Source organism: Streptomyces sp. NPDC059248, assembly GCF_042753905.1.
GTDB lineage: Bacteria > Actinomycetota > Actinomycetes > Streptomycetales > Streptomycetaceae > Streptomyces.
Genome location: NZ_JBHYZV010000157.1, coordinates 1,896 through 4,720, shown reverse-complemented (window position 1 = coordinate 4,720; position 2,825 = coordinate 1,896). Strand labels below are relative to the sequence as shown.

At 56.9% G+C, this 2,825-nt stretch carries 1 rRNA gene (only partly in view); it reads right to left on the bottom strand.

Features of this window, described 5'->3' with window-relative positions:
* Positions 1 to 40: 40 nt before the first annotated feature.
* Positions 41 to 2,825 (bottom strand): 23S ribosomal RNA (locus ACFXG1_RS32895); it runs 148 nt beyond the window's last position.

The window sequence follows — 2,825 nt, the reverse complement described above, 5'->3', positions numbered from 1 at the left end:
GGTCGTTGCCTCAGAACTAACACAGTGGACGCGAGCAAATATGGACAAGCCCTCGGCCTATTAGTACCGGTCACCTCCAGCGGTTACCCGCCTTCCAGATCCGGCCTATCAACCCAGTCGTCTACTGGGAGCCTTAACCCCTCAAAGGGGGTGGGAGTCCTCATCTCGAAGCAGGCTTCCCGCTTAGATGCTTTCAGCGGTTATCCTTTCCGAACGTAGCCAACCAGCCATGCCCTTGGCAGGACAACTGGCACACCAGAGGTTCGTCCGTCCCGGTCCTCTCGTACTAGGGACAGCCCTTCTCAAGACTCCTACGCGCACAGCGGATAGGGACCGAACTGTCTCACGACGTTCTAAACCCAGCTCGCGTACCGCTTTAATGGGCGAACAGCCCAACCCTTGGGACCGACTCCAGCCCCAGGATGCGACGAGCCGACATCGAGGTGCCAAACCATCCCGTCGATATGGACTCTTGGGGAAGATCAGCCTGTTATCCCCGGGGTACCTTTTATCCGTTGAGCGACGGCGCTTCCACAAGCCACCGCCGGATCACTAGTCCCGACTTTCGTCCCTGCTCGACCCGTCGGTCTCACAGTCAAGCTCCCTTGTGCACTTACACTCAACACCTGATTACCAACCAGGCTGAGGGAACCTTTGGGCGCCTCCGTTACTCTTTAGGAGGCAACCGCCCCAGTTAAACTACCCATCAGACACTGTCCCTGATCCGGATCACGGACCCAGGTTAGACATCCAGCACGACCAGAGTGGTATTTCAACAACGACTCCACAACCACTGGCGTGGCCGCTTCAAAGTCTCCCACCTATCCTACACAAGCCGAACCGAACACCAATATCAAACTGTAGTAAAGGTCCCGGGGTCTTTCCGTCCTGCTGCGCGAAACGAGCATCTTTACTCGTAGTGCAATTTCACCGGGCCTATGGTTGAGACAGTCGAGAAGTCGTTACGCCATTCGTGCAGGTCGGAACTTACCCGACAAGGAATTTCGCTACCTTAGGATGGTTATAGTTACCACCGCCGTTTACTGGCGCTTAAGTTCTCAGCTTCGCAACCCCGAAGAGTCACTAACCGGTCCCCTTAACGTTCCAGCACCGGGCAGGCGTCAGTCCGTATACATCGCCTTACGGCTTCGCACGGACCTGTGTTTTTAGTAAACAGTCGCTTCTCGCTGGTCTCTGCGGCCACCCCCAGCTCAGGGCGCAAAGCCCATCACCAGACGTGGCCCCCCTTCTCCCGAAGTTACGGGGGCATTTTGCCGAGTTCCTTAACCATAGTTCACCCGAACGCCTCGGTATTCTCTACCTGACCACCTGAGTCGGTTTAGGGTACGGGCCGCCTTGAAACTCGCTAGAGGCTTTTCTCGACAGCATAGGATCATCCACTTCACCACAATCGGCTCGGCATCAGGTCTCACCCTGTATGTGCGACGGATTTACCTACCGCACGGGCTACACCCTTACCCCGGGACAACCACCGCCCGGGCTGGACTACCTTCCTGCGTCACCCCATCACTTACCTACTACCACCTCGGTTCAGCGGCTCCACCACTCCCCATCACTCCGAAGAGATCAAGGGCGGCTTCACGGCCTTAGCATCAGAGGATTCGATACTGGGCGCTTCAAAGCGGGTACCGGAATATCAACCGGTTGTCCATCGACTACGCCTGTCGGCCTCGCCTTAGGTCCCGACTTACCCTGGGCAGATCAGCTTGACCCAGGAACCCTTAGTCAATCGGCGCACACGTTTCCCACGTGTGTATCGCTACTCATGCCTGCATTCTCACTCGTGTACCGTCCACCACTGCCTTCCGGCGCGGCTTCACCCGGCACACGACGCTCCCCTACCCAACCCAACGCCCGTTGGAGCTATTGTTGGATTGACACGACTTCGGCGGTACGCTTGAGCCCCGCTACATTGTCGGCGCGGAATCACTTGACCAGTGAGCTATTACGCACTCTTTCAAGGGTGGCTGCTTCTAAGCCAACCTCCTGGTTGTCTCTGCGACTCCACATCCTTTCCCACTTAGCGTACGCTTAGGGGCCTTAGTCGATGCTCTGGGCTGTTTCCCTCTCGACCATGGAGCTTATCCCCCACAGTCTCACTGCCGCGCTCTCACTTACCGGCATTCGGAGTTTGGCTAAGGTCAGTAACCCGGTAGGGCCCATCGCCTATCCAGTGCTCTACCTCCGGCAAGAAACACACGACGCTGCACCTAAATGCATTTCGGGGAGAACCAGCTATCACGGAGTTTGATTGGCCTTTCACCCCTAACCACAGGTCATCCCCCAGGTTTTCAACCCTGGTGGGTTCGGTCCTCCACGACCTCTTACAGCCGCTTCAACCTGCCCATGGCTAGATCACTCCGCTTCGGGTCTTGAGCGCGCTACTAAAACGCCCTATTCGGACTCGCTTTCGCTACGGCTTCCCCACACGGGTTAACCTCGCAACACACCGCAAACTCGCAGGCTCATTCTTCAAAAGGCACGCAGTCACGAGAACACAAAGCAAAGCCTTGCATTCCGACGCTCCCACGGCTTGTAGGCACACGGTTTCAGGTACTATTTCACTCCGCTCCCGCGGTACTTTTCACCATTCCCTCACGGTACTATCCGCTATCGGTCACCAGGGAATATTTAGGCTTAACGGGTGGTCCCGCCAGATTCACACGGGATTTCTCGGGCCCCGTGCTACTTGGGTGTCTCTTAAACGAGCCGCATGAGTTTCAGCTACGGGGGTCTTACCCTCTACGCCGGGCCTTTCGCATGCCCTTCGCCTACCCATACGGTTTCTGACTCGTCCCACGGCC